18 protein-coding genes are annotated in these 24,648 nt (G+C 73.7%); 10 read left to right on the plus strand and 8 right to left on the minus strand.

The features are described 5' to 3' along the window. Position 1: 1 nt before the first annotated feature. Positions 2 to 1,285: a saccharopine dehydrogenase family protein gene (locus tag QRT04_RS14250; protein WP_289456169.1), complete on the plus strand. Its 1,284-nt coding sequence runs from the start codon at positions 2 to 4 to the stop codon at positions 1,283 to 1,285. Between the two features lie 19 nt (positions 1,286 to 1,304). On the opposite strand, the gene gabT is transcribed toward QRT04_RS14250, so the two are convergent. Together gabT and QRT04_RS14260 are read right to left on the minus strand one after the other, a co-directional pair. After that, positions 1,305 to 2,621 carry a 4-aminobutyrate--2-oxoglutarate transaminase gene (gene gabT, locus QRT04_RS14255; protein ID WP_289456170.1) on the minus strand — a complete coding sequence of 439 codons (1,317 nt, stop codon included), beginning with the start codon at positions 2,619 to 2,621 and terminating at the stop codon, positions 1,305 to 1,307. Further along, entirely contained in the window at positions 2,618 to 4,354 is a 1,737-nt protein-coding gene (locus QRT04_RS14260) for an APC family permease (protein ID WP_289456171.1), read from the minus strand. Before QRT04_RS14260 ends, gabT begins: the two co-directional genes overlap by 4 nt. 218 nt (positions 4,355 to 4,572) lie before the next feature. Here QRT04_RS14260 and QRT04_RS14265 point away from each other — a divergent pair, with 218 nt between their 5' ends. Continuing rightward, on the plus strand, positions 4,573 to 5,877 hold the full coding sequence (locus tag QRT04_RS14265; RefSeq protein WP_289456173.1) for a M50 family metallopeptidase: 1,305 nt from the start codon (positions 4,573 to 4,575) through the stop codon (positions 5,875 to 5,877). Between the two features lie 25 nt (positions 5,878 to 5,902). On the opposite strand, the gene QRT04_RS14270 is transcribed toward QRT04_RS14265, so the two are convergent. After that, entirely contained in the window at positions 5,903 to 7,198 is a 1,296-nt protein-coding gene (locus QRT04_RS14270) for an MFS transporter (RefSeq protein WP_289456174.1), read from the minus strand. 193 nt (positions 7,199 to 7,391) lie between these two features. On the opposite strand from QRT04_RS14270, the gene ispG reads away from it, so the two are divergent. Together ispG and QRT04_RS14280 are read left to right on the plus strand one after the other, a co-directional pair. After that, entirely contained in the window at positions 7,392 to 8,528 is a 1,137-nt protein-coding gene (ispG, locus tag QRT04_RS14275) for a flavodoxin-dependent (E)-4-hydroxy-3-methylbut-2-enyl-diphosphate synthase (protein ID WP_289456373.1), read from the plus strand. A gap of 99 nt (positions 8,529 to 8,627) precedes the next feature. After that, positions 8,628 to 9,515 (plus strand): GNAT family N-acetyltransferase, encoded by an 888-nt coding sequence (locus QRT04_RS14280; RefSeq protein ID WP_289456175.1) that lies wholly within the window; start codon positions 8,628 to 8,630, stop codon positions 9,513 to 9,515. A 15-nt stretch (positions 9,516 to 9,530) separates the two neighbouring features. Here QRT04_RS14280 and QRT04_RS14285 read toward each other — a convergent pair whose 3' ends face one another. Beyond that, on the minus strand, positions 9,531 to 10,421 hold the full coding sequence (locus tag QRT04_RS14285; RefSeq protein ID WP_289456176.1) for an Fpg/Nei family DNA glycosylase: 891 nt from the start codon (positions 10,419 to 10,421) through the stop codon (positions 9,531 to 9,533). 100 nt (positions 10,422 to 10,521) lie between these two features. Between QRT04_RS14285 and QRT04_RS14290 the strand changes: the two genes are divergently transcribed. Continuing rightward, complete coding sequence (locus QRT04_RS14290) at positions 10,522 to 12,315, plus strand: proline--tRNA ligase (RefSeq protein WP_289456177.1); 1,794 nt, start codon at positions 10,522 to 10,524, stop codon at positions 12,313 to 12,315. A 35-nt stretch (positions 12,316 to 12,350) separates the two neighbouring features. Here QRT04_RS14290 and QRT04_RS14295 read toward each other — a convergent pair whose 3' ends face one another. Next, positions 12,351 to 13,391: a DUF4439 domain-containing protein gene (locus QRT04_RS14295; protein WP_289456178.1), complete on the minus strand. Its 1,041-nt coding sequence runs from the start codon at positions 13,389 to 13,391 to the stop codon at positions 12,351 to 12,353. Positions 13,392 to 13,560: 169 nt separating this feature from the next. On the opposite strand from QRT04_RS14295, the gene QRT04_RS14300 reads away from it, so the two are divergent. The 5 genes from QRT04_RS14300 to rbfA all read left to right on the plus strand — a co-directional run bounded on the left by QRT04_RS14300 (position 13,561) and on the right by rbfA (position 19,123). After that, positions 13,561 to 14,130 (plus strand): ribosome maturation factor RimP, encoded by a 570-nt coding sequence (locus QRT04_RS14300; protein WP_289456179.1) that lies wholly within the window; start codon positions 13,561 to 13,563, stop codon positions 14,128 to 14,130. 2 nt (positions 14,131 to 14,132) lie between these two features. Further along, positions 14,133 to 15,185, plus strand: coding sequence for a transcription termination factor NusA (gene nusA, locus QRT04_RS14305; protein WP_289456180.1), 1,053 nt, complete (start codon positions 14,133 to 14,135; stop codon positions 15,183 to 15,185). Positions 15,186 to 15,331: 146 nt separating this feature from the next. Then, a complete protein-coding gene (locus tag QRT04_RS14310) occupies positions 15,332 to 15,610 on the plus strand; it encodes a YlxR family protein (protein ID WP_407653635.1) in 279 nt (92 codons plus the stop codon). A 71-nt stretch (positions 15,611 to 15,681) separates the two neighbouring features. Beyond that, on the plus strand, positions 15,682 to 18,513 hold the full coding sequence (infB, locus tag QRT04_RS14315; RefSeq protein ID WP_289456182.1) for a translation initiation factor IF-2: 2,832 nt from the start codon (positions 15,682 to 15,684) through the stop codon (positions 18,511 to 18,513). A 172-nt stretch (positions 18,514 to 18,685) separates the two neighbouring features. Continuing rightward, positions 18,686 to 19,123 (plus strand): 30S ribosome-binding factor RbfA, encoded by a 438-nt coding sequence (gene rbfA / locus QRT04_RS14320; RefSeq protein WP_289456183.1) that lies wholly within the window; start codon positions 18,686 to 18,688, stop codon positions 19,121 to 19,123. Between the two features lie 72 nt (positions 19,124 to 19,195). Here rbfA and QRT04_RS14325 read toward each other — a convergent pair whose 3' ends face one another. The 3 genes from QRT04_RS14325 to QRT04_RS14335 all read right to left on the minus strand — a co-directional run bounded on the left by QRT04_RS14325 (position 19,196) and on the right by QRT04_RS14335 (position 24,590). Then, positions 19,196 to 20,257, minus strand: coding sequence for a glycosyltransferase family 1 protein (locus QRT04_RS14325; RefSeq protein WP_289456184.1), 1,062 nt, complete (start codon positions 20,255 to 20,257; stop codon positions 19,196 to 19,198). Between the two features lie 25 nt (positions 20,258 to 20,282). Next, positions 20,283 to 22,883: a sodium-translocating pyrophosphatase gene (locus QRT04_RS14330; RefSeq protein ID WP_289456185.1), complete on the minus strand. Its 2,601-nt coding sequence runs from the start codon at positions 22,881 to 22,883 to the stop codon at positions 20,283 to 20,285. 201 nt (positions 22,884 to 23,084) lie between these two features. Continuing rightward, positions 23,085 to 24,590 carry an MFS transporter gene (locus tag QRT04_RS14335; protein ID WP_289456187.1) on the minus strand — a complete coding sequence of 502 codons (1,506 nt, stop codon included), beginning with the start codon at positions 24,588 to 24,590 and terminating at the stop codon, positions 23,085 to 23,087. Positions 24,591 to 24,648 lie beyond the last annotated feature (58 nt).

Consider the following 24,648-nt stretch of genomic DNA (forward strand, 5'->3'; position numbering starts at 1 on the left):
CGTGCGGATCCTCGTGGTCGGCAGCGGTGGGGTGGGCGACGCGGTCGCGCGGATCGCCGCCCGGCGGGACTTCTTCGAGCGGCTGGTCGTCGCGGACGTCGACGCGGACCGCGCCGGGCGGACCGTCACCGCTGCCGCGCAGCGCGACGTCGTGGGCGGGCGGTTCGCGGCGGCGGTCGTGGACGCGTCCAGCGCGGAGGCGGTCGCGGCGCTCGCCCGGGAGCACCGCGCGACGCACGTGCTGAACGCGGTCGACCCGCGGTTCGTCATGCCGATCTTCGAGGGCGCGCTCGCGGCGGGCGCGGACTACCTGGACATGGCGATGTCCCTCTCGCGCCCGCACCCCGAGAAGCCGTACGAGCTGCCGGGCGTCAAGCTCGGCGACGAGCAGTTCGCGCGCGCGGCCGACTGGGTCGCGGCGGGTCGGCTCGCGCTCGTCGGCATGGGCGTCGAGCCCGGGCTGTCCGACGTGTTCGCGCGCTACGCGGCGGACCACCTGTTCTCGGCGATCGACGAGGTCGGCGTCCGCGACGGCGCGAACCTCGTCGTCCACGACGACGACGGCCGGCCTGTGTTCGCGCCGTCGTTCTCGATCTGGACGACGATCGAGGAGTGCCTCAACCCGCCGGTCGTCTGGGACGCCGACCGCGCCGCGGGCGACCTCGAGCGCGGCTGGTACACGACGCCGCCGTTCCACGAGCCCGAGGTGTTCGACTTCCCCGACCCGATCGGCCCGGTCGAGTGCGTGCACGTCGAGCACGAGGAGGTGCTGCTCGTGCCGCGCTGGGTCGACGCCCGGCGCGTGACGTTCAAGTACGGGCTGGGCGCGGAGTTCATCGGCGTGCTGCGGACGCTGCACCAGCTGCACCTCGACTCGACCTCGCCCGTCCACGTGCGTGGCGGCGACGTGAGCCCGCGCGACGTCGTGGCGGCCGTGCTGCCCGACCCGGCGACGCTCGGCCCGCACATGACGGGCTCGACCTGCGCGGGCGTGCTCGTCACGGGCACCGGCACCGACGGCCGGCGGCGCGAGGTCTACCTGCACCACGTCGTCGACAACGCGTGGACCATGGCGGAGTACGGCGCGCAGTGCGTCGTGTGGCAGACCGCCGTGAACCCGGTGGTCGCGCTCGAGCTGCTCGCGACGGGCAGGTGGAGCGGCACCGGGGTGCTCGGACCCGAGGCGTTCGACGCGGTGCCGTTCCTCGACCTGCTCGCCGGCCCGTACGGCTCGCCGTGGGGGCTGCAGGAGCGCGTGCCTACGACGGCACCGGCACAGGTCTGAGCGACCTCGCGGACGCCGGTCAGACCGCGAGCAGGGCGTTCTCCAGCACGCCGAGCGCGTCGTCGAGCAGCTCGTCGCCGATGACGAGCGGCGGCAGCAGCCGCACGACGTTGCCCCACGACCCGCACGTCAGCACGAGCACGCCCTGCTCGGCGCAGCGCCGCACGACCTCGCGCGCGGCCGCGGGGTCCGGGTCGAGGCTCCCGGGCCGGACCAGCTCGACCGCGAGCATCGCGCCGCGCCCGCGGACCTCGCCGACGGCGGGTGCCCCGAGTGCCTCGAGGCGTGGCCGAACGCGCGCCTCGATCGCCCGCGCCGCGCCCGCGAGGTCGTCGCGCTCGAACGCCTCGATCGCCGCGAGCGCCGCGGCGCACGCGACCGGGTTGCCGCCGAACGTGCCGCCCAGACCGCCGGCGTGCACCGCGTCCATCAGCTCGGCGCGGCCCGTCACGCCCGCGAGCGGCAGTCCGCCCGCGATGCCCTTCGCGGTCGTCACGAGGTCGGGCACGACGCCCTCGTGCTCGCACGCGAACATCGCACCCGTCCGGCAGAAGCCCGTCTGCACCTCGTCCGCGACGAGCACGATGCCGTGGGCCGCGGCCCACTCCGCGAGCCCGGGCAGGAACCCGGGCGCCGGCACGACGAAGCCGCCCTCCCCGAGCACCGGCTCGACCACGAGCGCCGCGACGCGGTCCGCCCCGACCTGCCGCTCGGCCGTCGCGATCGCGCGCGCGGCTGCCTGCTCGCCCGTCATGCCGTCGGGGTCGCGCAGCGGGTAGGACGCCGGGACGCGGTAGACCTCGCCCGCGAACGGCCCGAACCCCGTCTTGTACGGCATCGCCTTCGCCGTCATCGCGAGCGTGAGGTTGGTGCGCCCGTGGTACGCGTGGTCGAGCACCAGCACGGCGTCCCGACCCGTGGCCCGCCGCGCGACCTTGACGGCGTTCTCGACGGCCTCGGCGCCCGAGTTCACGAGCACCGACCGCTTCTCGTGGTCGCCCGGGGTGAGCCGCGCGAGGGCCTCGCAGACCGCCACGTACTCCTCGTACGGGCTGATCATGAAGCACGTGTGCGTGAAGTCCGCGGCCTGCGTGCCGACCGCGGCGACGACGCCCGGCGCGCTCGCTCCGACGCTCGTGACCGCGATGCCCGAGCCGAGGTCGACGAACCGGTTGCCGTCGACGTCCTCGACGATGCCGCCGCCCGCCCGGGCCACGTAGACGCCGAACGTGGACGAGACGCCCGTCGAGACGGCCTGCGCGCGGCGCGCCGCGAGCTCGAGGGAGCGCGGGCCCGGCACGGCGGTGAGGAGCGCGCGGCTCTGCGGCAGGGTCACGGCGTGCCCTCGTCCTCGACCTCCTCGCGGGTCGACGCGTCGACCGCCGTCGCGCCCTCCGGGAGGTTCGACAGGTCGCGCGCGATCACGATGCCGGGCAGGCCGGAGTCGGGCAGCCGGAACACGGGCTCGCTGACCGTCTCCGGCCCCGCAAGCACCAGGTCGTGCGCGCCGCGGCGCGGCAGCGTCTGGCCCTTGAAGAACGCGGGCGAACGCAGTCGCCACACCACCATGAGCACGAGCCCGAGCAGGATCGCGACGACGCCGACCACAGCCACCGCGCCGAAGCCGAAGATCGTCACGTTGTTGCCGTCGTCGTCAGTGAGCCAGTCGACCTCGGCGTAGGACTTGAGCGCGTACACGAACGCGACGAGCAGGATCAGCCCGCCGAGCGACGGCAGCACGCCCTGCATGAAGAAGTCGCGCCGCGTGTGGTGCAGCGTCCGCCGGTAGAACCACGAGCACGCGAAACCGGTGAGCCCGTAGTAGAAGGCGATCATCAGGCCGACCGACCCGACGAGCGCGGTGAGCAGGCTGGGGCTGATGACCGTGAAGATGCCGTAGAACAGCATCGACGCGAGGCCCATGGCGATCGTCGAGACCGTCGGTGTCAGGAACCGCGGGTGGATCTTCGCGAACGACGTGGGGATCGCCTTGTAGACGGCCATCGAGAGCGTCGTGCGGGCCGTCGGCAGGATCGTCGTCTGCGTCGACGCCGAGGCCGAGGTGAGGATCGACGCCGAGAGCAGCAGCAGTCCGATGTGGCCGAGCGTCGACGAGCCGAACAGGACGGGCCCGATCGAGCGGAACACGTCGTCGGCGTTGTCGGGGTTGCCGAGGCCGATGCCGGTGGTCCCGACGCCGGCGAACGCGACGGCGGCGATCGACACGAGCGCGTAGGTCACGAGCAGCAGGAGCGTCGACAGGATCGCGGCGCGGCCCGGGGTCCGCGCCGGGTCGTCCGACTCCTCGTTCACCGAGACCGCGGTGTCCCAGCCCCAGTAGATGAAGACCGCCGTGAGCAGAGCGGGCGCGATGACGTCGGCGACGCTGAGGCCGCCGGGCCACAGCCAGGACCACGCCGGGTGCAGCGACCCGTCGACGCCGTTGCCGCTGTACACCCGGCCGAGCGCGACCGCCGAGAAGATGATCAGCACGAGGATCTCGACCGAGAGCAGCACGTACTGGATGCGCGCCGAGACCTCGATGCCGCGGTAGCAGATCCACGTCATGACGGCGATCCAGACGAGACCCGCGACGGTCGTCCAGGTGGTGCTCGAGTCGAGGTTGCCGGCGGCGTCCCACCCGAGGTCGCCCAGGAACGTGAACGAGTACGAGCCCGCGATCTGCGCCAGGTTCGCCATGACGATGACGTCGGCCGCCACGATGCCCCAGCCGCCGAGCCACCCGGTGACGGGCCCGAACGCGCGGGTCGCCCACGTGAAGGTCGTGCCGCAGTCGGGCTCCGCCTTGTTGAGCTCCTGGTACGCGAGCGCGATCAGGTACATCGGCACGAACGCGAGCAGGATGATCGCCGGCGCCTTGACGCCCGCGAGGATCGCGCCGCCCCCCGCGACGACGAAGCCCAGGCTGGCGGCCAGGCTGTACGCGGGTGCGGTCGAGGCGGTGCCGACGACGACCGAGGACAGCAGCCCGAGGGCGCCGCCCTTCAGGCCCTTGCTCGCGGTCTCGGGGTAGCCGAGCGGTGCCGCGTCGGTCTCGGTGGCGGACATGGGGACCTCGCAGGCTGCCGGCGGGTCCGGCGACGACGGTGCCGCCGGAAGGACTTGTCGAGTGAATCCGTCGTCGACTCCGTCGAAGTGCACCGAATCGTGTGGTTCGGAGCAGGTCGACGATGGAAAACGTAGCCTTTCGCCTTCGGCGTGGGAAGGGTCGCCACGCTCGGGTGGCCTTCAGCCGACTGTCAGCGTCGTCGGTGACAATGGCCCGCATGGCTTACCTGGTCGGCGTCGTCGTCGTGGTGCTCGTCGTGCTCGCGTCGATCGCGCTGCACGAGATCGGGCACATGGTCCCCGCCAAGCGGTTCGGGGTCCGCGTCAGCCAGTACATGGTCGGCTTCGGGCCCACGCTGTGGTCGCGCACCCGCGGCGAGACGGAGTACGGCCTCAAGGCCATCCCGCTCGGCGGCTACGTCCGGCTGATCGGCATGTACCCGCCCGGCGAGGCCGTCGGCAACCCGCCGGCCCGGGGCTGGCTCGGCCGCGTCGCGCGCGACGCGCGTGCGGCGAGCGCCGAGGAGATCCGCCCGGGCGAGGACCACCGCGCCTTCTACCGGCTGTCGACGCCGAAGAAGCTCGTCGTCATGCTCGGCGGCCCGGTCATGAACCTCGTCATCGCGTTCGTCCTCATGGCGATCGTGACGGTGCTCATCGGCTCGCAGGTGCCGGGCACCACGGTCTCGGCCGTGTCGGAGTGCGTGCTGCCGGCGACGTCCACCGCGACGACCTGCGCGTCGAGCGACCCGAAGGCGCCCGGCGCCGTGGCCGGGCTGCGCGCGGGCGACCGGATCGTCGCCTGGGGCGGCACCGCCATCACGTCGTGGGACCAGCTGACCGAGCTCATCCGCGGCGACGGCGGACGGACGGTGCGCGTGGTCGTCGAGCGCGACGGGCAGCAGGTCGACCTGACCGCCACCCCGGTCGTCACGCAGCGTCCCGTGCTGGACTCGAACGGCATCGCCGAGACGGACGGGTCCGGCAAGGTCAAGACGGTCGACGCCGGGTTCCTCGGGGTGTCGCCGACGTACGTGGTCCAGCGCGGCTCGATCGCGTCGGTGCCGGGCGAGGTGTGGTCGATCACGAGCCAGACGGTCTCCGTCGTCGCGACGCTGCCGACGCGCGTGCTCAGCGTCGCGGACTCGACGGTGCACGGCACCCCGCGCGACGGGAACAGCGTGATGGGCATCGTCGGCGTCGGACGCGTCGCGGGCGAGATCGGCGCGGCGCACGTCGGCTGGCAGCTCAAGCTCGGCGGCTGGCTCTCGGTGCTCGCCGGCCTGAACATCGCGCTGTTCGTCTTCAACCTCATCCCGCTGCCGCCGCTCGACGGCGGCCACGTCGCGGCGGCGCTCTGGGAGGGCGCGCGCCGCCAGGTCGCCCGGCTGCGCGGCCGCGTGCGCCCGGGGCCGTCCGACTCGGCCCGGCTCGTGCCGCTCGCCTACGGGGTCTTCGTGCTCCTCGGCGCGGTCGGGCTGCTGCTCATCTGGGCCGACATCGTCAACCCCGTCCAGGTCTGACGCGCGGGCCGTCCGCGTCGCGCGGTCAGCGCAGCGGCTGCCGTTTCGTCCGCGACAGCGGCCGGACCTGGCCGGCGACCGCGAGGCTCAGCACCATCGCGGCGCAGATCACGAGCAGCGCGTGCCGCTCGCCCCACCCGTCGGCGAGCAGGCCCAGCACGGGCGGCGCGCTCAGCTGCGCGACCGAGCTGAACGACGTCACGACCGAGACGCGCCCGGGCGCCCGGAGCGGGTCGTCCGACGCCGCGGCGATCGCGATCGGGTTGGCGAGCGCGGCGCCGCAGCCCCACGCGACGATGCCGAGCCACGACAGGCCGAGCGAGGGCGCGAGCCCGAACAGCGCGAGCCCGAGGATCGACGCGACTCCCGACGCGCGGAGCACGGCGACGCGGCCGTACCGGTCGATCAGGCGCGTCCCGGACAGCCGGAACACCGTCATCGCGATCACGAACGTGCCGTAGGCGAGGTCGCCGACCGCCTCGGCGCTGTCGAATCCGTGCACCACGGCGAGCGCGAGCCAGTTGCTCGCCGAGCCCTCCGAGAGCGACGCTGCGAGCAGCACGCACCCGATGAGCAGCGTGCGCGGCTCGGCCCATGCGGCCAGCGCGGCGCGCGTGCTCGAGCCGCGCGGGGCGGCGGCCACGACCGCCGTCGCGTCCTCGTCGACACTCGCGACCACGGACGGCGCGGCCCGGCCGGGCCGGGGTACGAGCGCGGTCGCCGGCCGCACGAGCGCGAACCGCGTGCCCGCGACGACCACGGCGACCACCAGCAGGTGCGCGGTCACGGAGACGTGCGCAGCCGAGAAGGCCGCGCCCACGAGCGCACCCGCGGCGGCGCCGATCGAGAACGCCGCGTGGAAGTGGGGGAGGATCGCGCGCCCGACGCGCTGCTCGACGAGCGCCGCCCCGAGGTTGATCGGCACGTTGATGAACGCCCCGCACGCCCCGTTGACGAGCACGCCCGCGGCGAACAGCGGCACGTCGGCGGCCGCGACACCTGCCGCGACGAGCGCGAAGCCCACGAGGTTGCCGGTGGTCGCGCACAGGATCGCGGCGCGCGCGCCGAACCGCGTCACGAAGACGCCGGTGGTGCCGACGGCCACGAGCGACCCGCACGCGCCGACCAGCAGGAGCGCGCCGAGCTGCCCGGACGTCAGCCCGAGGTCGGCGCGGATGGACGGCAGCCGCGACAGCCAGCTCGGGTTCACGAGCCCGAAGACGAGGAACAGGCCGAGCAGCGACCAGCGCGCGCGCCGGACGACGGGGTCGACGGCTGTGGTCCCGGCCGAGGGCCGGCCGCCGCCGAGGGTCGTCGTCACCGAGGCATCGTAACGATTCGATCGACCGTGCTCGACCAGGCGGGCGAGGGGTCGTCCGACGGCGTGCGCCGTGAACGCGGCCCGCACGTCGCCGTCGGGACTCGTGGACGTCGGGTGGTGGGGCCGACGTCACGCCCGGTCCGGCCCGGCGCGGTGCGATGATGACGAGGTGAGCGTCCCGATCTCCCTCGGCATGCCGGAAGCGCCGGCCCCCGTCCTCGCCCCTCGTCGCAAGACCCGCAAGATCCGCGTCGGCAAGGTCGAGGTCGGCGGCGACGCGCCGATCAGCGTCCAGTCGATGACGACCACGCTGACCGCCGACGTCAACTCGACGCTGCAGCAGATCGCCGAGCTGACCGCCTCCGGCTGCGACATCGTCCGAGTCGCGGTGCCGAGCCAGGACGACGCCGACGCGCTCCCCGCGATCGCGCGCAAGTCGCAGATCCCGGTGATCGCCGACATCCACTTCCAGCCCAAGTACGTCTTCGCCGCGATCGACGCCGGCTGCGCCGCGGTCCGCGTCAACCCGGGCAACATCCGCAAGTTCGACGACCAGGTGAAGGAGATCGCGGCGGCGGCCAAGGACGCCGGCGTCTCGCTGCGCATCGGCGTCAACGCCGGGTCGCTCGATCCTCGCCTGCTCGCCAAGTACGGCAAGGCGACGCCCGAGGCGCTCGTCGAGTCCGCGGTCTGGGAGGCGTCGCTGTTCGAGGAGCACGACTTCCACGACTTCAAGATCTCGGTCAAGCACAACGACCCGGTCGTCATGGTGCGTGCCTACGAGCTGCTCTCCGAGCGCGGCGACTGGCCGCTCCACCTCGGCGTCACCGAGGCAGGCCCGGCCTTCCAGGGCACGATCAAGTCGGCGACCGCGTTCGGCGCGCTGCTCAGCAAGGGCATCGGCGACACGATCCGCGTCTCGCTCTCCGCGCCTCCCGTCGAGGAGGTCAAGGTCGGCATCCAGATCCTGCAGTCGCTCAACCTGCGGCCGCGCAAGCTCGAGATCGTCTCGTGCCCCTCGTGCGGCCGCGCGCAGGTCGACGTGTACACGCTCGCCGAGCGCGTCACGGCGGGTCTCGAGGGCCTCGAGGTGCCGCTGCGCGTCGCCGTCATGGGCTGCGTCGTCAACGGCCCCGGCGAGGCGCGCGAGGCCGACCTCGGCGTCGCGTCCGGCAACGGCAAGGGCCAGATCTTCGTCAAGGGCGAGGTCGTCAAGACGGTTCCCGAGGCGCTGATCGTCGAGACGCTCATCGAGGAGGCCATGCGCATCGCGGAGACGATGGAGGCCGAGCCGGGCCAGAGCACGTCCCCTGTGGTGACCGTCGGCTGAACCGCAGGTGAGGCCGACCGTGGTTTCCTCGGCCGAACCGGCCGATCGTCATGCCCGTGCGTCGGGTCACTGACGGCTCGGTAAGGCACAATCCGAGGCATGGTCCTGCGTCGGGCTTCACTGGTCGACGGGCGTGCCGCCGCCCGGGTGCTCGACGACGCCGACGTCCGTGCCGCGCTGGCGGTCTGCGCGCTCGACCCGGTCGGGTCCGTGCTGGCCGCGGCGCGGATCGAGCAGGCGCAGACCACGGGCATCCGCGGCGCCGGCGGCGCGCTGTGGGGGTTCGAGGTCGACGGCTCGCTTCGGGCCGTCTGCTGGGCGGGCGCCAACATGGTTCCCGTCGTCCCGGTGGACGACGGGAATCTCGCCTCCCGGGCGCTCGACGCGTTCGCCGAACGCGCGAAGGACCACGGGCGGCGCTGCTCGTCGATCGTCGGGCCGGCTCCGGCGGTGCTCGCGCTGTGGGAGCGGCTGCGCCCGACGTGGCCGGGCGCGCGCGAGGTCCGCGACGACCAGCCCTCGATGGTGATCGACACCCGACCGCGGATCACGTCCGACCCCGACGTGCGACGCTCGCGGCCCGACGAGTTCGAGTCCGTGCTGCCGGCGTGCATCCGGATGTTCACCGAGGAGGTCGGCTACTCGCCGGCGAGCGGCCCGGGTGGCCCCTACGAGGCGCGTGTGCGCGGGCTGATCGCGGAGGGCCGGTCGTTCGTGCGGACGGACCGCGACGGCCGGGTCCAGTTCAAGGCCGAGCTCGGCGCCGTGGCCGGCGGAGTCGCGCAGATCCAGGGCGTGTGGGTCGCACCCGAGCTCCGCGGCCGGCGGCTGTCCGAGAAGGGCATGGCGGCGGTCGTCGAGCACACCCGTCGCGACGTCGCGCCGGTCGTGTCGCTGTACGTCAACGACTACAACGCCCGCGCGCTCGCGGCGTACCGCGCGGTCGGCTTCCGCCAGGTGGGGACGTACGCGACGGTCCTGTTCTGATCCCGCCGTCCCGGCTCAGCGCAGCAGCCGTGACATCCGCCGGTCGGCGAGCGGCTTGCCGCCCGTCTGGCACGTCGGGCAGTACTGCAACGACGAGTCGGCGAACGACACCTCGTGCACGGTGTCGCCGCACGGCACGCCGTTCCACCCCGGGCAGGGCTCGCCCGTGCGGCCGTGGACGCGCATGCCGCGGCGCTTGGCGTCCTTCAGCTCGGCCGCGGGCCGGCCGGACGCGGCCGCGACGGCCTCGGTGAGCACCTCGCGCGTCGCGTCGTAGAGCGCCGCGGTCCGCGCGTCGTCGAACGACCGCGTCATGGCGAACGGGGACATCCGCGCGGCGTGCAGGATCTCGTCCGAGTACGCGTTGCCGATGCCCGCGATCGTGCCCTGGTCGCGCAGCAGGCCCTTGACCTGCTGGTTCCTCGCGTGGAGGAGCTCGCCGAGGCGCTGCGGCGTGAACTCGTCGGAGAGCGGCTCGACGCCGAGCGTCGCGATCTGCGGCACGTCCTGCGGGTCCTCGACCACGTGCACCGCGAGCCGCTTGCGCGTGCCGGCCTCCGTGAGGTCGTAGCCCGAGCCGTCGTCGAGCCGGACCCGCAACGCGAGCGGCGACTTGCCGGGTCGCACGGGCGTCGCGGGGAGCTGCTCGTACCAGCGCAGCCACCCCGCCCGGGCGAGGTGCCACACCAGGTGCAACGGCTCGCCGGTGGGCGTCGCGACGAGCAGGTCGAGCCACTTGCCGTGCCGCGACACGTCGACGACCGCGCCGCCGACGAGCGCGTCGGGCGCGGGCCGGAACGTCTTGAGCGCGCTGATCGCGCCCACGTCGACCTTGGTCACGACGCGACCGGCCGTCCGCTCGCGGAGGAACTGCGCGAGCGCCTCGACCTCGGGGAGCTCCGGCACGCGGCCCATCGTGGCGCACGCCGCCGACACGCGCACCGGGCGCGCCCGACCGGTTCCTCCGCGCGCCGGGCGGCCCGTGACGAGCCCCTAGGCTTGGCGCATGCCTCTGCGCCTCTCCACGCTGTTCGTCCGCACGCTGCGTGAGGACCCCGCCGACGCCGAGGTCGCGAGCCACAAGCTCCTCGTGCGCGCGGGCTACATCCGCCGCGCCGCTCCCGGCATCTACACGTGGCTCCCGCTCGGCCTGCGCGTGCTCGCCAAGGTCGAGGCCGTCGTCCGGGAGGAGATGGCGGCGGCGGGCGCCCAGGAGGTGCACTTCCCGGCGCTCCTGCCCCGCGAGCCGTACGAGGCGACGAACCGGTGGACCGAGTACGGGCCGAACCTCTTCCGGCTCCGGGACCGCAAGGGCGTCGACTACCTGCTCGCGCCGACGCACGAGGAGATGTTCACGCTCCTGGTCAAGGACCTGTACTCGTCGTACAAGGACCTGCCGCTCACGCTGTTCCAGATCCAGACGAAGTACCGCGACGAGGCGCGCCCGCGTGCCGGGCTCATTCGCGGCCGCGAGTTCGTCATGAAGGACGCCTACTCGTTCGACGTCGACGACGCCGGCCTGGACGCGTCCTACCAGGCGCAGCGCGACGCGTACCGGCGCATCTTCGACCGGCTCGGCCTCGAGTACGTGATCGTCGCGGCGACGTCGGGCGCGATGGGCGGGTCGCGCTCGGAGGAGTTCCTCACGCCCACGCCGATCGGCGAGGACACGTTCGTGCGGTCGCCCGGCGGCTACGCGGCGAACGTCGAGGCCGTGACGACGGTCGTGCCCGACGCGGTCCCGTTCGACGACGCCCCGGCCGCGCACGTCGAGGACACGCCCGACACGCCGACGATCGAGTCGCTCGTCGGGCTCGCGAACGCGCGGTACGCGCGCCCCGACCGTGCATGGACCGCGGCGGACACGCTCAAGAACGTCGTCGTCGCCCTGGTGCGCCCGACCGGCGAGCGCGAGCTGCTCGTCGTCGGCCTGCCGGGCGACCGCGAGGTCGACCTGAAGCGGCTCGAGGCGTCGGTGAGCCCCGCCGAGGTCGAGCCGGCCGGCGACGCCGACTTCGCGGCGCACCCGGAGCTCGTCCGCGGCTACATCGGCCCCGCGGTGCTCGGCCCGAACGCGGACGGTCGCGCGGTGGACGACGAGGAGCGGACGTCCGTCCGCTACCTGCTCGACCCGCGCGTCGTCGCGGGCACGCGCTGGATCACGGGCGCGAACGAGAGCGGCAAGCACGTGTTCGACCTCGTCGCGGGCCGCGACTTCACGGCCGACGGCACCGTCGAGGCCGCCGAGGTCCGCGCCGGTGACGAGGCGCCCGACGGGTCCGGCCCGCTCGAGCTCGCGCGCGGCATCGAGATCGGCCACATCTTCCAGCTCGGCCGCAAGTACGCCCGCGCGCTCGGCCTGACGGTGCTCGACCAGAACGGCAAGGCCGTCGTCGTGACGATGGGTTCGTACGGCATCGGCGTGACGCGCGTGCTCGCCGCGCTCGCCGAGGCGAACAACGACGACAAGGGCCTCGCGTGGCCCGCGCACGTCGCGCCGGCGCACGTGCACGTCGTCGCTACCGGCAAGGACGCCACGGTGTTCGACGCCGCCGAGGAGCTCGTGCGCGACCTCGAGCGGCGCGGGGTCGAGGTGCTCTACGACGACCGGCCGAAGGTGTCGCCGGGCGTCAAGTTCGCGGACGCGGAGCTCCTCGGCGTGCCGCTCGTGGTCGTCGTCGGGCGCGGGCTCGCGGACGGCGTGGTCGAGGTGCGGTCGCGCGCCGGCGGTGACGCCGAGCAGGTCCCCCTCGCCGAGGCCGCCGAGCGCGTCGCCCGGCAGGTGGCCGCACTGCTCTAGGCGGTCGCCCGGTCGGGCCGGCGACGGCGCGGGCGTCAGCCCGTGTGGTCCTGAGCGAGCTCGGGCATCCCCGGGAACGCGACGGCCGCGGCGCCCCACGTGCGTGCGTCCGCCGTCGCCGCGCGCAGGCCCGCGACGGCGTCCGCGCGCTGCCCCGCGCTGGTGTGCGCGACCGCCGTCGCGTACGCGTCGGCGAGCGACGTCTCGAGCGAGCGCGCGAGCGTCCGGACGACCTTCGGGTCCGACAGACCCGCGGGCAGCGTGTACGCCGCGCGACGGGGGTCGTCCGGCGTGCCCGCGATCCCGGCGTCGGCCGCGAGCTCGGCGGCGGTGAGCCGGTGCCGCGCCGCGGCGGCCACCGCGCGCGTGCGCTCGGCGCCGGAGAGCTGGGCGGCGACGACCTCGAAGCCGTAGCCCGCCTGGTCCTGCGCGCGCACGAGCGCCTGCGCATCGGCGTCGGTGAACGGCGTGCCGGCGGTGGGCGTCGGTCCTGGTGCGGGCGTCGACGCTGCGGGCTTCGCGGCGGCGCTCGAGGCGGGCACCTTGGTCCGCAGTGCGACCGCGAGCCGCGTCGCGAGCTCGGCGCGCGACGTGCCGACCGACGCCAGCAGCCGCGCGAGGCCGCCGTCGCCGACGCCGTCCGCATCGCCGAGCGCCGCGTCGCGCGCGCCCACGAGGGCCGCGAGCACCTGCGCGGGTGTCGCGGGCGTGGCGGCCGTCGTCGTGGGGAGCGGCGACGCGGAGTCGTCCGGCAGGCCCGAGCGATACGTGCCGCCGAGCTCGGTCGCGTGCCGCGCCGAGAACGCCGCGACGTCGGTGAGCACGGCGGCGACGACCTTGGCGCTGCCCGCGGGCGTCGTCAGCGCGGCCTGCGCCGCCTGCTCGAGCCCGACGGAGCGTGCGACCTGACCGCCGCGCACCCGCTCGACGGCGTCCGGGCTCGGCGCGACCGGCGGCGCGGACTCGGTGCGCAGGTCGCAGCCGGCCAGCGGAGCGGCGAGCCCGACGGCGACGAGCCCCGCGGCCAGCGCCCGGACGGCGCGGCGACGGGACGGGCGGGGCCGACCGGTGCGCATCGCCGGCGATCCTGCCATGCGCACCCGCCCGTCCCGGTGAGCCCGCAGGTGGGGGTTCGTTAGGCTGACGCAGAACACCGACACCGGTGCGTGCGTCTCGTGCGCGTGCACCGGCACAACATCATGGGTCGACGCACTCCGCCGGCCCCGGGCCCGACAGGAGGCGGACATGGCCGCGCCAGCACCCGCGCAGCGCGTCCGCGAGGTCGTCGAACCCGCGACCGCGTCCGTCGGGCTCCTGCTCGAGGACGTCGAGGTGGTGCGCGCCGGAGCGCGGTCCGTGGTGCGGGTCGTCGTCGACCTGCCGGAGGACGCGGACGGCGAGCTCGATCTCGACCGGGTCGCCGACGCGACGCGTGCCGTCTCCGACGCGCTCGACGCGAACGACGTGGTCCCGGGTCACTACACCCTCGAGGTGTCGAGCCCCGGGGTGTCGCGCGCGCTGACGCAGCGCCGGCACTTCGTGCGGGCGGTCGGGCGTTCCGTGACCTTGCGGCTCGCGGACGGCGGCACGCTCGCCGGCCGGCTGACCGACGTGGAGCGCGACGGCGACGCCGGCGCGGTGCTCGTGGTCGTGCCCGTGACGCCCGGCCTCAAGGGCCGCCCGCCGAAGGTGGGTGAGCCCGTACGCCTGGCGCTCGACGCCGTGCGCGACGGGCACGTCGAGGTGGACCTGAGCGGGCTGGGCACCGCCGATGACGACGACGACGCCGGCGCGGACGCCGGGCGAGAGGGCTGACGATGGACATCGACATGCAGGCGCTGCGGCTGCTCGAGCGCGAACGGGACATCAGCCTCGACGTGCTCGTCTCCGCGATCGAGCAGGCGCTGCTCTCCGCCTACCACCGCACGCCGGGCGCCTACCAGCGCGCGCGCGTCGAGGTCGACCGCCGCACCGGCCACGTCGCGGTGTGGGCCCGCGAGCCCGCGCCCGTCGACGAGGACGGCCAGCCGACGGGGGAGGAGAGCCCGGAGTTCGACGACACGCCCGACGGCTTCGGCCGGATCGCGACCGCGACGGCGCGCCAGGTGATCGTCCAGCGGCTCCGCGACGCGGAGGACGACCAGGTCCTCGGCACGTTCCGTGGCAAGGAGGGCGAGGTCCTCGGCGGCGTCATCCAGCAGGGCCGCGACCCCCGCACGGTGCTCGTCGACGTCGGCGGCACCGAGGCGGTGCTCCCCGCGCACGAGCAGGTGCCGGGCGAGGAGTACACGCACGGCGACCGCATCCGCGGGTACGTCCTCGAGGTCACGCGCGGCCCGCGCGGCCCCCAGGTGACGCTCTCGCGCACGCACCCGAACCTCGTGCGCAAGCTGTTCGCGCTCGAGGTCCCCGAGGTCGCGGACGGCACGGTGGAGATCACCGCGATCGCGCGCGAGGCAGGTCACCGCACCAAGATGGCGGTCCGCGCCACCGTCCCGGGCGTCAACGCCAAGGGCGCGTGCATCGGCCCGATGGGCGCACGCGTGCGGGCCGTCATGGCCGAGCTGCGCGGCGAGAAGATCGACATCGTCGACCACGCCGACGACCCGGCGGAGATGATCGCCCACGCGCTCTCGCCTGCTCGTGTGGAGTCCGTCACGATCGTCGACGCCGTGGCGCGCGCCGCGCGCGTCGTCGTGCCCGACTACCAGCTGTCGCTCGCGATCGGCAAGGAGGGCCAGAACGCCCGCCTGGCGGCCAAGCTCACCGGCTGGCGCATCGACATCCGGTCCGACGCCGAGACCGGCGCCGGGAGCGGCTCCGACGCGCCGGGCGAGCCCGCGCGCGACGCCTCCGGTCACGGTCGGTGACGCCGCGCGGTAGACTCGGCGAGGCTGGGCCGGAGGCCCGACGCCTCTCGTCATCCGATCCGTCACCCGTCGTTCCCCCCGTGGGACCGGTGCGGACGTGCGTGGGGTGCCGGAAGACCGGCCCGAGGTCCGCCCTGCTGAGGGTGGTGGCCGACGCGGCGGGCGTGCTCGTCGTCGACGAGCGCCGCCGGATGCCGGGCAGGGGGGCGTGGCTGCACCCCGATCCTGGATGCCTCGACCTCGCCGAGCGCCGACGTGCGTTCGTCCGGGCCCTGCGACTCGCAGGTCCGGCCGACGTGGCAGCGGTCCGGCGGCACGTGGAGCAGCAGGAGGCCGCCACCGGGCCGATCCCGGGGGCGGAGCAGACCGTCGATGAGGAAAGCGGGTTGGAAGCCGATGGCTACCCGATGAGCACGAACCGATGAGTACCCAGCGATGAGTACCCAGCACTAACGACGGTCCACCCTGTCCTGGGCGGGCCGAGACAGGGAGAGATGTGGCCAAGGCCCGCGTCTACGAGCTCGCCAAGGAGCTCGGAGTCGATAGCAAGACCCTCATGAACAAGCTCACCGAGATGGGCGAGTTCGTCCGTTCGGCGTCGTCCACCATCGAGCCGCCGGTCGTCCGCAAGCTGCGCGACGTGTACCCGGCCGGTGGTGGTTCCTCGGCGCCCGCACCCGCGGCGCCGGCCCCGAAGGCCCCCGCCCGTCCCGCCGCCGCGGCCCCCGCCGCCCCGGCTCCCGCGGCTGCTGCGCCCCCGGCGCCCGCCGCTCTCGCGCCCGCCGCACCGGCTGCACCTGCCGCCGCTGCCCCGGCCGCGTCCGCCGCGCCTGCGGCGGCCCCCGCAGCGCGTCCGGCCGCTCCGGCCCCCGCCGGTCGTCCGGCGCCCGCGCCGGGCCGTCCGTCCGCGCCGCGCCCCGCCACGCGTCCGGGCAACAACCCGTTCGCTCCCTCGCAGGGCATGCCCCGCCAGGGCGGCGACCGTCCCGGCGGCCCGCGTCCCTCGGGTCCGCGCCCGGGCAACAACCCGTTCGCGGCGTCGCAGGGCATGCCGCGTCCCGGCGAGCGCCGCGCGCCCGCCGAGGGTGCGCCTGCGGCCGGTGCCGGCGCAGGTGCGGGCGACCGTCCGGGCGGTCCGCGCCCCGGTGGCCCTCGTCCCGGTGGTCCGCGTCCCAACCCGGGCATGATGCCCGGCCGTACCTCGAGCGGCGTCGGCCGTCCCGGTGAGCGTCCCGCGGGTGCGGGTCGCGGTGGTCCCGGTGGCGGTGGCGGCGGTCGCGGCGGGTTCGGCGGCCGTCCCGGTGGCGCCGGCGGCGCTCCCGGCGGTGGCGGCGGCTTCGCCGGTCGTCCCGGTGGCGGCGGCGGTCGTCCCGGCGGTGCCGGTCGCGGCAGCACGCAGGGCGCGTTCGGCCGCGCAGGCGGTCGTCCGGTCCGCGGGCGCAAGAGCAAGCGCGCGAAGCGGCAGGAGTTCGAGCAGATGCAGGCGCCGTCGCTCGGCGGCGTCAGCGTCCCCCGCGGCGACGGCTCGACCGTCATCCGCCTGCGGCACGGCTCGTCCCTGAACGACTTCGCCGACAAGATCGACGCGAACCCCGCGTCGCTCGTCACGGTGCTGTTCCACCTCGGTGAGATGGCCACGGCGACGCAGTCGCTCGACGAGGACACGTTCGGCACGCTCGCGGCCGAGCTGGGCTACGTCGTCGAGATGGTCTCGGCCGAGGAGGAGGACAAGGAGCTGCTCGGCTCCTTCGACATCGACCTCGACGCCGAGCTCGAGGGCGAGTCCGACGAGGACCTCGCCGCGCGGCCGCCGGTCGTCACCGTCATGGGTCACGTCGACCACGGCAAGACCAAGCTCCTCGACGCCATCCGCCAGACGGACGTCGTCGCGGGCGAGGCCGGTGGCATCACGCAGCACATCGGTGCCTACCAGGTGCGCACGACGCACGAGGGCAACGACCGCGCCATCACGTTCATCGACACCCCGGGTCACGAGGCGTTCACCGCCATGCGTGCCCGTGGTGCTCAGGTCACCGACATCGCGATCCTCGTGGTCGCGGCCGACGACGGCGTGATGCCGCAGACCATCGAGGCGCTCAACCACGCCCAGGCGGCGAACGTGCCGATCGTGGTCGCGGTGAACAAGGTGGACAAGGAGGGGGCCAACCCCGCCAAGATCCGCCAGCAGCTCACCGAGTACAACCTCGTGGCCGAGGAGTACGGCGGCGACACGATGTTCGTCGACGTCTCCGCCAAGCAGAACCTCGGCATCGACAGCCTGCTCGAGGCCGTCCTCCTGACCGCCGACGCGGCGCTCGACCTGCGGGCCAACCCCGACAAGGACGCGCGCGGCGTGGCGATCGAGGCGAACCTCGACAAGGGCCGCGGTGCGGTCGCGACGGTGCTGGTCCAGTCCGGCACGCTGCAGGTCGGTGACGCGGTGGTCGCGGGCACGGCCTACGGCCGCGTGCGCGCCATGTTCGACGAGCACGGCGAGAACGTCACCGAGGCCGGGCCGTCGCGTCCGGTGCAGGTGCTCGGTCTCACCTCGGTGCCGAGCGCCGGCGACACGTTCATCGTGGCGCCCGACGACCGCACGGCCCGCCAGATCGCCGAGAAGCGTGAGGCCGCCGAGCGCGCCGCCCTCCTGGCCAAGCGCCGCAAGCGCATCAGCCTCGAGGACTTCACGCAGGCGCTCGCGCTGGGCAAGGTCGAGACGCTCAACCTCGTCATCAAGGGCGACGTCTCGGGTGCCGTCGAGGCACTCGAGGACGCGCTGCTCAAGATCGACGTGGGCGAGGAGGTCGACCTGCGCGTCATCCACCGCGGGGTGGGTGCCATCACGCAGAACGACGTCAACCTGGCGACCGTCGACAACGCGATCATCATCGGCTTCAACGTGAAGTTCGCGGAGCGCGTCGAGGAGCTGGCCGACCGCGAGGGCGTCGACGTGCGCTTCTACTCGGTCATCTACCAGGCGATCGACGACGTCGAGGCGGCCCTCAAGGGCATGCTCAAGCCGGAGTACGAGGAGGTGCAGCTCGGCACCGCGGAGGTGCGCGAGGTGTTCCGCTCCTCGAAGTTCGGCAACATCGCCGGTTCGATCGTCCGCTCGGGCGAGATCCGCCGGAACACCAAGGCCCGCGTGCTGCGCGGCGGCAAGGTCATCGGGGACAACCTCACGATCGAGTCGCTCAAGCGGTTCAAGGACGACGCGACCGAGGTCCGCGAGGGTTACGAGTGCGGTATCGGCCTCGGGTCGTACAACGACCTCCAGGTCGAGGACGTCATCGAGACCTGGGAGCTGCGCGAGAAGCCTCGCTCCTGAGCTGAGTCTGGCTGGGCGGCTTCGGCGCCCGTCCGCGACCTACCGGCCGGGTCGCCCCTCGCGGGGCGACCCGGCTGCCAGCCCCACCACGGTCGCGGACGGGCGCCGAACCCGCCGTGGCGTACGGCCCCCGCGAGGCTTCTCGCCGGTGGGCTGAGAAAGGAAGCACGACATGGCCGACCACCCCCGTGCCCGCAAGCTCGGCGAGCGCATCCAGCAGGTCGTCGCGCAGCTGCTCGACACCCGCATCAAGGACCCGCGCCTCGGGTTCGTCACGATCACGGACGTGCGCGTGACGGGCGACCTGCAGCACGCGGACGTCTTCTACACGGTCTACGGCGACGACGAGTCCCGCGCAGGCTCGGCCGCGGCGCTCGAGAGCGCCAAGGGCCTCATCCGCTCCGAGGTCGGCAAGGCCACGGGTGTGCGCCTGACGCCGACCATCGCGTTCCACCTGGACGCGCTGCCGGAGACCTCGGCGCACCTCGAGGCGGCGCTCGACGCGGCCGCGCAGCGCGACGCCGCGGTCGCGGCGCTCGCCGCGGGCGCCACCTACGCCGGCGACGCGGACCCGTACCGCCACGCGGAGGACGACGAGCAGGTCGACTGAGCCCGTCGGTACCGGCCCGGCTCGTCGCCGGTGGCAGCCCGGCTCGCCGCACGGCGAGCCGGGCAGCGGCGTCTAGGCCCCGAACCACTCCACGACGCGCTCGGCGATCGCCTTCTCGAACAGGTCGTCGTCGTGCCGTGCACGCAGCCAGCCCTGGAAGTCGCCGCCCACGCAGGCGTCGAGCTCGGCACGGCACCTCGCGGGGTCGGTGACCGCGCGCAGCAGCAGCGCCTCGGCCTGCGCCGCGTCCGTGTAGAGGTAGGGGTACCGCGCGGGCAGGATCGCGCGCGCCCAGGGGCGGTCGGGGAACACGCCGACCGCCCCGGCCACGAGCGCCTCGACGTACTCCAGCCCGTAGGACTCCTCGGTCGCGGTGGCGAGGAACGCCGTGGTCCGCGACAGGGCCTCCCAGTAGGACTCGCGGCTCGCGGTGAGCGGGCCCACCCAGGCCCAGTCGTTCTGGGACAGCCGCATCGCAGGCTCCGACACGAGGTGCGACTCGTGCAGGCGCATCTCCACGCGGATCGGCGTACGGGCGTGGACCCGCTCGACGACGTCCATGAAGAGGCGCGGCTGCTTGCGCTCGGACAGGTAGATGGCGGGGTAGAGCACGACGGGCACGTCGACGCGCCGGCGGGGCTGGACGTGCTCGAGCCGGATCCCGAGGTTGACCCAGGCGAGGACGGCCCGCTCGGCGAGCGGCGCGACCGTGAGCTGCCGCATGACCTCGCGGGCCTCGAAGGCGGTGCGCTCGGAGTTGGCGAACGTCGGGAACAGTGCGCACGACAGCGCCAGCGCGCTGCGTTCGACGGGGTGCCTCCAGTGCGTGACCGCCTGCCAGAGGAAGTTCATGACGTGGGGCTCCGGCGTCTGGCGGGCCAGCGTGCGCCAGAGCTCCGTGCTGTCGACGACGCCCATGTTGATCACGACCGTCCGCTCGGGGTCGATGCCGGTGAGCGGCACGACCTCGAAGCCCTCGCAGTCCTGCGCGCGCGGCCCGATGAGCCGGGCCCCCGGGAAGACGCGCAGCAGACGCCGGACGAGCGTGGCACCGGCGTCGTTCCCGGCCACGTGCCCGTCGGCGTCGACGAGCGGGCCGCCCGTGGGGTTGGTGTAGGCGATCGCGATGCGCATCGTCGCGCTCCTCGTCGTGGCGCGCTCAGCGCGCGGGGATCGTGGTCAGGGGGGTGTCGTCCGTCGCGGCCGGCTGGCTGTGCGGCTCCGGGACGTCCGTCGCGACGGCTGTGCAGCCTGCGGGGTGTCCTGTCGGCTCGGCCCTGGTGGCGGCCGGGCGGGCGTCATGCGCGTCGCTCGGCCCGGGCGCCCCGGGCTCGTCGGGCAGTGCCTCGCGGTCGTCCTCGAGCGACCGGGAGATGCGCATCGCGTAGAACGACCGGTGGACGAAGTACGCGCCCGCGAGCCCGAGCACCACGGCGAGGCACGTGACGAGGGTGCCGCGCCCCTCGTCCCGCAAGGAGGTCGCGAGCTCGACGGCGAGCAGGCCGAAGAGCGTCGTGAACTTGATGACGGGGTTGAGCGCGACCGACGACGTGTCCTTGTACGGGTCGCCGACCGTGTCGCCGACGATCGTCGCGTCGTGCAGCGCGGTGCCCTTGGCGTGCAGGTCGACCTCGACGATCTTCTTCGCGTTGTCCCATGCCCCGCCCGCGTTGGCCATGAAGATCGCCTGGTAGAGGCCGAACACGGCGATCGACACGAGGTAGCCCACGAAGAAGAACGGCTCGACGAACGCGAAGGCCAGCGTCGTGAAGAACACGGCGAGGAACATCGTGAGCATGCCGCGCTGGGCGTACTGCGTGCAGATCTCGACGACCTGCCGCGACTGACGCTCGTCGGCCTTGGTGGTGCCGTCGAGCCGGATCGTCTGCTTGATGTACTCCACCGCGCGGTAGGAGCCCGCCGTGACGGCCTGGATGGACGCGCCGGTGAACCAGAAGACGACCGCACCGCCCGTCACCAGGCCGAGCAGGAACGGGGCGTGCATGAGCGAGAGGCCGTCGAGCGACGTCGTCAGGCCGTCGGTCAGCGCCATGATGATCGAGAAGATCATCGTCGTCGCGCCGACGACGGCGGTCCCGATCAGGACCGGCTTGGCGGTGGCCTTGAACGTGTTGCCCGCGCCGTCGTTCTCCTCGAGCATCCGCTTGGCGACGGACCAGCGCGGCTGCGTGCCGAGGTCCGCCGCGAGCTCGTCGTCGACCCCCAGCTCCTCGATCGTCGAGAGCTCGTAGACGCTCTGCGCGTTGTCGGTCACCGGCCCGTAGGAGTCGACGGCGATCGTGACCGGTCCCATGCCGAGGAAGCCGAACGCGACCAGCCCGAACGCGAACACCGCGGGTGCGGCCATCAGCGCGTCGAGGCCGAGCTCGCTGACGCCGTACGCGGCCGCCATCAGCGCGACGATCGCGAGGCCGATCCAGTAGGCCGAGAAGTTGCCCGCGACCAAGCCGGACAGGATGTTGAGCGACGGTCCACCCTCGCGGGACGACTTGACGACCTCGCGCACGTGCCGGGAGCGCGTCGAGGTGAACACCTTGACGAGCTCCGGGATGAGCGCGCCGGCGAGCGTGCCGCAGGACACGATCGCCGCGAGCTTCCACCACAGGCCGTCGACCCCGCCGACCACGGAGAGCACGAGCCAGGACGTGGCGAAGGTCAACGCCGTCGACGTGGCGGACGTCAGCCAGACGAGCGTCGTCAGCGGCCGTTCGAAGTCCATCCGGTCCGCCTCCGCGTACCGGCGCCGCGCCCACCAGTCGTTCACCTGGTACGACGCGGCCGACGCCACGAGCATCACGGCGCGAAGCACGAACAGCCAGACGAGCAGGGCGGCCTGCGTGGCCGGCTCGTGCACGCCGAGGAGCACGAACGTGACGAGCGCGACGCCCGTCACGCCGTACGTCTCGAAGCCGTCCGCGCTGGGGCCGACCGAGTCCCCGGCGTTGTCGCCGGTGCAGTCGGCGATGACGCCCGGGTTCCGCGCGTCGTCCTCCTTGATGTGGAACGCGATCTTCATCAGGTCGGAGCCGATGTCGGCGATCTTCGTGAAGATGCCGCCGGCGATGCGCAGCGCGGCGGCGCCGAGGGACTCGCCGACCGCGAACCCGATGAAGCACGCGCCCGCGAGCGACGGCGGCAGCAGCAGGAGGATGACGAGCATCATGGCGAGCTCGAGGCTGATGAGGACCATGCCGATCGCCATGCCCGACTGCAGCGGGATCCGGTGCAGGGGGAGGGGCCGCCCCCGCAGCGACGCGTAGGCGGTGCGCGAGTTCGCGAACGTGTTGACGCGGATCCCGAACCAGGCGACCGCGAACGAGCCCGCCATCCCGACGAGCGAGAACGCGATCACCACGACGACCCGGCCCCAGCCGAAGCCGACGAGCGCCTTGTAGTACACGACGATAACCGTGGCGATGAACGCCCACAGCACGAGCAGGAAGCGGCCCTGCTTCGCGAGGTACGCCTTGCACGTGGCGTAGATCAGCTCGGAGACGTCGCGCATCGAGACGTGCACGGGCAGGCGGCGGAGCCGGGCGAAGGTCACGGCGCCGAAGGTCAGCCCGAGGGCGCAGATCACGAGGCCGAGCCAGAGCAGCGCTCGTCCCTCGAGGCCACCCGCGGTCGTCACGACCGAGAGGTCGGGCAGCACGAGCGTGCCCTCGCCGCCGTGCGGTGCATCGGTGGCGGGGAGGGCCGCGCGTGGGAGCAGGGCCACGCCTGCACTGGCGATGAGCATGCTGGTCACCTCGGAGGTCGGTCGTCCTCCTACTGACGCTAGAAGCGCGTTCGCGGCACGGGTGTGACCTTGGTCTCAGGCCGCCGGTGCGCCGGGGCGAGAGGCTCGACGACCGCGCCGGCACCTGGCGCGACGAAGGCCCGGTGGGCGGTCCACCGGGCCTTCGTGCGCCGCGAGCACCGTGCGCTCAGGCGAGCGGCGTCAGAGCGCCGGCTCGAGCGCGGTCTCGGCGGCGAGCTCCTCGGCGGTCTCCGGCACGTGCACCTCGGACCCGGCCCGGCCGGTGGCGCGCGGCATGAGGAGCGCGACCAGCGCGCCGACCCCGACGATCGCCGCGGCGGCGAGGACGGCGGGCCGCAGCCCGGTCGCGTAGGCGGCCGGCGTCAGCTGGCCGTTCGCTGCCTGGAACACGGCCACGAGCACCGCGATGCCGAGCGCGCCGCCGATCTCCCGCACGGTCGCGTTCACGGACGACGCCGTGCCGTGGTCGTGCGGACCCATGTCCGCGAGGACCGCCGTCGACGACGGCGCGAACGTCAGGCCCATGCCGACGCCGCAGAGCACCAGGCCCGGCACGAGGTCGGCGTAGACGAGGCCCGAGCTCGACACGAGGAGGCCCTGCCACGCGAGCCCGAGGGCCTGCAGCCCGAGGCCGGCGACGAGCAGCGGGCGGACGCCGACGCGCGGCGCGATCATGCCGGCCAGCGGCGCGACGATCATCGGCGCGGCGGTCCACGGAAGGGTCCGGATGCCGGCCTGCAGCGGCGAGAAGCCCATCGCGACCTGGAAGAACTGCGCGAGCAGGAACACGATGCCGAACACGCCGACCGAGAACAGGAACGCGCTGCCGGTGGCGACCGAGAACGAGCGGACGCGGAACATGCGCAGCGGCACGAGCGGGTGGTCGGTGTGCGCCTCGCGCCACAGGAAGCCGCCGAGCAGCGCGACACCTCCGACCAGCCCCGCCACGACCTCGACCGAGCCCCAGCCCGCGTCGTTGCCGCGGACGATGGCCCACACGAGCGCCAGCACGCCGGTCGCGGCGAGCGCGAGCCCGGGCACGTCGAGGCGCTGCGCGCGGCCGCGCGACTCGGGCAGGACGGCGCGGATCAGCGGCACGGCGACGATGCCGACCGGGACGTTGATCCAGAAGATGGCCTGCCACGAGATGCCGTCGACGATCGCGCCACCGATCACGGGCCCGAGCGCGACGCCGAGCCCGGAGACGCCGCCCCAGACCCCGATGGCGAGCGCCCGCTTGGCCGCCGGCACCGCGCCGGCGAGCAGCGTCAGCGAGAGCGGCATGATCGCGGCCGCGCCCGCGCCCTGGACGGCCCGCGTGGCGATGAGCATCGGAGCGGTGGTGGCGAGCGCCGAGGCCGCCGACGCGAGCGTGAACACCACGATGCCGGCCACGAACATGCGCCGCCGGCCGATCCGGTCACCGAGCGTCGAGGCCGCGATCATCAGCGACGCGAACGCGAGCGTGTAGGCGTTGACCATCCACTGCAGCTGCTCGAGCGAGGCGTCGAGCGAGGTGTGGATGACGGGCAACGCGGTCGTCATGACGAGGTTGTCGAGCGTCGCCATGAACATCGGCAGGGACGCGGCCACGAGGGCGATCGCGGTGCCTCCGAGCACCCGGCGGCGCACGGGGGACGGGGGCGCGCCGTGGGTCGCGTCAGGCGCGGTGAGTGCTTCGGACACGGTCGGCTCCTGGCTGTTGGCATTGAGTGATTACTAACAAGGACGAAGGTAGGCATCG

The organism is Cellulomonas alba, from assembly GCF_030362835.1.
Classification (GTDB): domain Bacteria; phylum Actinomycetota; class Actinomycetes; order Actinomycetales; family Cellulomonadaceae; genus Cellulomonas; species Cellulomonas alba.